We start from the raw sequence: 4,641 nt of genomic DNA on the forward strand, positions 1-4,641 counted from the left end.
ATCAATCATTTTTTGACAGAAATAAACGGTTTCAGTTGTGGTACAATATCCGTCAGAGGTGAAAAACATGGCTTCGATTCCCAAATTTCTGATTGTTACAGGTGCCATTCTCATCATAGTCGGTCTTGTTTGGCCGGTTGCCGGCAAGTTTCTTCATTTGGGGCGGTTGCCGGGCGATATTGTGATCGAGAAGGGCAATTTTCGCTTCTATTTTCCTGTCGTAACCTGCATCGTGCTTAGCGTTGGCTTGTCCTTGCTCATGTATTTGATTCGGTTTTTTACAAAGTAGCGAATTGGTCCCATTTTTCAGTTTAGAGCTTCATTTATTTTTTTTGCGCGTTGTTTTGTGTCTGTTTAATTCCCGGAGCAAGTCTTGTTCGACACCGTTCAAGTGATTGAGCATCAATTGTCTCGCCGACTCGGAATTATGCTCGACCAAGGCGTCGGCAATCAGCATATGTTCCCTCAAAGATTGTTCCACACGGCCGGGAATTTTCATCGACTGCATGCGGCTTGCCTTTAACAAATCAATCAAGTTAACCATGACCCGCAGCACAACCTCGTTTCCGGCAGCTTCCGCGACCGACAGGTGAAATTCCTGGTCGGATATCGACAAAAACTCATCGCGTTCTTCCTGGGTGGAAAAATTGTTTTTCTCCATGATCTGTTCATAAACTTCTTTGGTTTTCCGCGCAATTTGCCGTAGCAGTATGGCTTTTCCCCTGACGGCGGCCCAAGCGGCGGTTTGGGTTTCCAAGGTTTTGCGGACTTCGAATAATTCGCTCACTTTGTCGGATTGCATAAACAAGAGCGAGGCCAGGTTGTCTATCCGCTCGATATATTGGGCAACAAACACGCCGTTGCCATGCTGGATGTTTAGATAGCCCATCGCGGAAAGCAGTTTCAGCGCTTCCCGGATCGTCGGGCGACTGACTTTCATCATCTCGGCGAGTTCGCGCTCGGGAGGCAATTTATCGCCGGGCTGCAATTTGCCGGTGTCAATCAGTTCGCGGATATGTTCCACGACTTTATTGTAAAATGTTTTTTTGTTTTCGTTGATAGGTGTAAACATCGTCATCGTATTCCAACTTTCCGAAACAACTTTGTTTCAGCAACCAGATACTGATTTCATTTTCACGGACATTTGGGGTATTGTCAATGCTTGCATGAAGCGTTATACTAAAGACGAAATTGGTAATACCACTTACCAATAATAAAAATACAAACATGCATGAAAGCAAAGGGGTGAAAAAAATGCACAAGTTTCTTATTCACAAAAAAGGCGATCACGTAGGTGTGGCCACCGCAAACATTGAGGCGGGCGAGAAAGTTATCGGAGTATTTATGGACGACGACACTACAATTGAAGTGACTGCAAAAAGTGCTGTACCGCTGTCGCATAAAATCGCGATCGCGGCATTGGATAAAAATGCGCATGTTTTGGAGTACGGTTTGCCAATCGGTTTTGCGCCAGAAGGCATTCAGGTTGGCGACTATGTACACACGCATAATTTGAAAACTTTGAGGTGGTAACCGTGAGACAATTATTCGGATATAGACGCGAGAATGGCAAAGTCGGCATCCGCAATCATGTGATCATTCTTCCGATCGATGATATTTCCAACGCCGCCTGCGAAGCGGTTGCCGCCCATGTGCAAGGCACGATGGCGTTGCCGCATTCATACGGCCGGCTGCAGTACGGGAAAGACCTGGAACTGCATTTCCGCACCATGATCGGTACCGGGAGCAACCCGAATGTGGCCGCCGCCATCGTCATCGGCATCGAGCCGAACTGGACGAAAATTGTGGCCGATGGGATTGCCAAAACAGGCAAACCGGTCGCCTGGTTTGCAATTGAGAGAACGGGTGATTTGGAAACCGTGCGCCAAGCGTCGCTTAAAGCGAAAGAATTTGTGCAATGGGCTACCGAACTGCAGCGCGTGCCAATTGAACTGAAAGATTTGACCGTTAGCATTAAATGCGGCGAATCGGACACGACAACAGGCCTGGGTTCATGTCCGACGGTTGGTTACGCCGTGGATTATTTGGTGGATGCGGGGGCAACCGTTTTCTTCGGCGAAACATCCGAGTTGACCGGCGGCGAGCATCTCATTGCCAACCGGTGCGCGACAAAAGAGCTGAAAGACAAATTTATGGCCATCTATAACGACTACGTTGCGGAAATCAAGAGCCAGGGCGTGGACCTGCTCGGCTCGCAGCCTACGCAAGGCAACATTATCGGCGGGTTGTCGACGATTGAGGAAAAAGCGCTGGGCAACATTGAAAAGACAGGAACCAAAAAGATCATCGGCGTGCTTGACCCTGCGGAAGCGCCTGCCAACGGACCGGGGCTTTATTTCATGGATACGTCTTCCGCCGCCGCCGAATGCATTACGCTGATGCAAGCGGGCGGCGCGGTCGTGCATTTCTTCCCGACGGGACAAGGCAATATTATCGGAAACCCGATCGAACCTGTCATAAAATTGTCGGCAAACCCGATAACGGTAAGCACCATGAGCGAACATATCGATTATGATTGCAGCGGGCTATTGACTCGTGAATTGAAACTGCGCGAAGCCGGCGAAGGATTGCTGGAATATTTATGCCGCGTTGTAAACGGCCGTTACACATGCGCGGAAGCGCTCGGCCATAAAGAATTCGTCATGACGAAGCTTTATCGCAGCGCTTGATGTTGCGTATCCGGCGATCGTTGGGTACCTTTAAAAAAGGTGCCCAACGATCGGTTTTTCAGTTGGAGGTGATTGTTTATGGGAAGCCAGCCGTCCTTGGTCTATTCGGCGGACGAACTTGGCCGATTTGTCAGACAAGTGTTTATCCGGCTCGGCATGCCGCGAGAGGATGCAAAAATAGCCGCGGAATCGCTTGTGCGGGCGGACCTGGAGGGAAACGGAAGCCACGGCATCAGCAGACTGCCTATCTATGCCGCGCGCATGCGGGAGGGCAGAATTGCCGCCGCTCCGGACATGCGTTATGAACAGTTCGGATCAGTTCTAAAGGTGGACGGGGGCAACGGATTAGGCCAGGTCGTGTCTTACCGCGCATTGGAGAAAGCGATTCCGTTGGCCAAAGAAAACGGCTTGCTGGGCGTGTTCGTTCGCAACAGCAACCATTTCGGCACCGCGGCTTATTTTTGCCGACAAGCATGCGGAGAAAGCCTCGCCGTCATCGCCATGACCAATTCACCTCCGGGCATCCCCCCGTGGGGAGGGAAAAAAGCCTTTTTCGGCACCAATCCGATCGCTTTCGGATTTCCCTTGCGTTTTAAACCGCCGGTAATCATCGATATGTCTTCCAGCGTTGTCGCCAGGGGGAAAATCATTTTGGCGAACAAAATCGGGGAAGCGATTCCGTTGGGGTGGGCGATCGATGAAAACGGCGTGGAAACGACCGATCCGGCCGCGGCTTTGCGCGGAGCCGTTCTCCCGCTGGGCGGAGCGAAAGGTTACGCCCTGGCAATGGCAATCGAAATCATGTGCGGAGTATTGAGCGGCGCCGCATATGGTCCGCATGTAAATAATCTTTATAAAGACGGAGACCCGGCGGCAAATGTCGGACATAGCTTTCTTTTATTCGACATATCGAAATGGATGCCGCTGGATCATTATTATGCGGTAATGGACGAATTTGTCCGGGAAGTAAAAAATATTCCAAAGGCTCCCGGAACCGAAGAAATTTATTACCCCGGCGAGCGGCGGCACGCGAAATACGCGGCGGCGCTTGAAAGCGGGCTGACGATCGCGCAAGAAGTGCTCGATGAATTGGCGCGTTGGGGAGAAAAATTGGGAGTCGGCCTGCCTAAAGGAGTGAAATCCACTTGAAAATTGTGATCACGGAAATAAATTGGCCGATCGGGATCGAACTGCTTCAGGCGGAGGGGTGGGATGTTGTTTATGATCCTGACCTCTGGAAAGATCGGGCCAAATTGCAAACGGAACTCAAGTCGGCAGACGCCATCATCGTCCGCAACCAAACCAGGGTTGATGCGGAACTGCTCAATTGGAAGCACCGTTTGAAGGTGATTGGCCGTTTGGGCGTAGGTCTGGACAATATTGACCTGATCGAGGCGGGCAGGCTAAACATTCCGGTGATTTACGGAAAAAACGCCAACGCAACTTCCGTTGCCGAATACGTCATTGCGGCCATGTTTGCGTCCAGCCGTTTGCTGAATGAAGCGAACTTAAGCGTGCGAGCGGGGGAATGGAACCGCAAAAAGTTCACCGGCACGGAAGTTTGCGGGAAAGTGCTGGGCCTCATCGGCGTCGGCGAAATTGGCCATCGCGTGGCGGTCAGAGCTAACGCGCTCGGTTTAAGGGTCATCGGGTACGACCCGTATGTGGCCCCTTATGATTTTCCCGTCGCCGAGACCGGAATCAAACTTGCGAGTTTCGAGCAAGTCATGGCTGAATCCGATTTTATCAGCCTGCACGTTCCTTTGACGGAACATACCCGCCACCTTGTCGACATGCATGCAATTAAGAAAATGAAGCAATCGGCAATCATCATCAACAGCGCCCGCGGAGGCATTATTCATGAGACGGACCTTCATGAAGCGCTGCAAAAAGGCATGCTGGCCGGCGCCGTGCTCGACGTGCTGGAGCAAGAGCCGCCGCCTGCCGATCA

At 51.2% G+C, this 4,641-nt stretch carries 6 protein-coding genes; 5 read left to right on the forward strand and 1 reads right to left on the reverse strand.

Features of this window, described 5'->3' with window-relative positions:
- Positions 1–67 precede the first annotated feature (67 nt).
- A complete protein-coding gene (locus VF260_12005; protein HEX7057901.1) occupies positions 68–289 on the forward strand; it encodes a DUF2905 domain-containing protein in 222 nt (73 codons plus the stop codon).
- Between the two features lie 30 nt (positions 290–319).
- Here VF260_12005 and VF260_12010 read toward each other — a convergent pair whose 3' ends face one another.
- The gene (locus tag VF260_12010; protein ID HEX7057902.1) at positions 320–1,072 is read right to left on the reverse strand and encodes a FadR/GntR family transcriptional regulator; all 753 of its coding nucleotides are present in this window, start codon (positions 1,070–1,072) and stop codon (positions 320–322) included.
- A gap of 182 nt (positions 1,073–1,254) precedes the next feature.
- Between VF260_12010 and VF260_12015 the strand changes: the two genes are divergently transcribed.
- The 4 genes from VF260_12015 to VF260_12030 all read left to right on the forward strand — a co-directional run.
- Entirely contained in the window at positions 1,255–1,533 is a 279-nt protein-coding gene (locus VF260_12015; GenBank protein HEX7057903.1) for a UxaA family hydrolase, read from the forward strand.
- Positions 1,534–1,535: 2 nt separating this feature from the next.
- Positions 1,536–2,690, forward strand: a complete 1,155-nt coding sequence (locus VF260_12020) for a UxaA family hydrolase (GenBank protein ID HEX7057904.1) — start codon at positions 1,536–1,538, stop codon at positions 2,688–2,690.
- Between the two features lie 78 nt (positions 2,691–2,768).
- Positions 2,769–3,839 carry an Ldh family oxidoreductase gene (locus VF260_12025; GenBank protein HEX7057905.1) on the forward strand — a complete coding sequence of 357 codons (1,071 nt, stop codon included), beginning with the start codon at positions 2,769–2,771 and terminating at the stop codon, positions 3,837–3,839.
- 5 nt (positions 3,840–3,844) lie between these two features.
- Positions 3,845–4,641, forward strand: a 797-nt coding sequence (locus tag VF260_12030) for a hydroxyacid dehydrogenase (GenBank protein ID HEX7057906.1), incomplete at its 3' end; no start/stop codon positions are given.

This window comes from Bacilli bacterium (assembly GCA_036381315.1).
Taxonomy (GTDB): Bacteria; Bacillota; Bacilli; order Paenibacillales; family KCTC-25726; genus DASVDB01.

Coding starts and splice junctions, on each gene's coding strand:
- VF260_12025 (HEX7057905.1), top strand. CDS start 2,769: ATGGGAAGCCAGCCGTCCTTGGTCTATTCGGCGGACGAACTTGGCCGA.
- VF260_12005 (HEX7057901.1), top strand. CDS start 68: ATGGCTTCGATTCCCAAATTTCTGATTGTTACAGGTGCCATTCTCATC.
- VF260_12015 (HEX7057903.1), top strand. CDS start 1,255: ATGCACAAGTTTCTTATTCACAAAAAAGGCGATCACGTAGGTGTGGCC.
- VF260_12010 (HEX7057902.1), bottom strand. CDS start 1,072: ATGTTTACACCTATCAACGAAAACAAAAAAACATTTTACAATAAAGTC.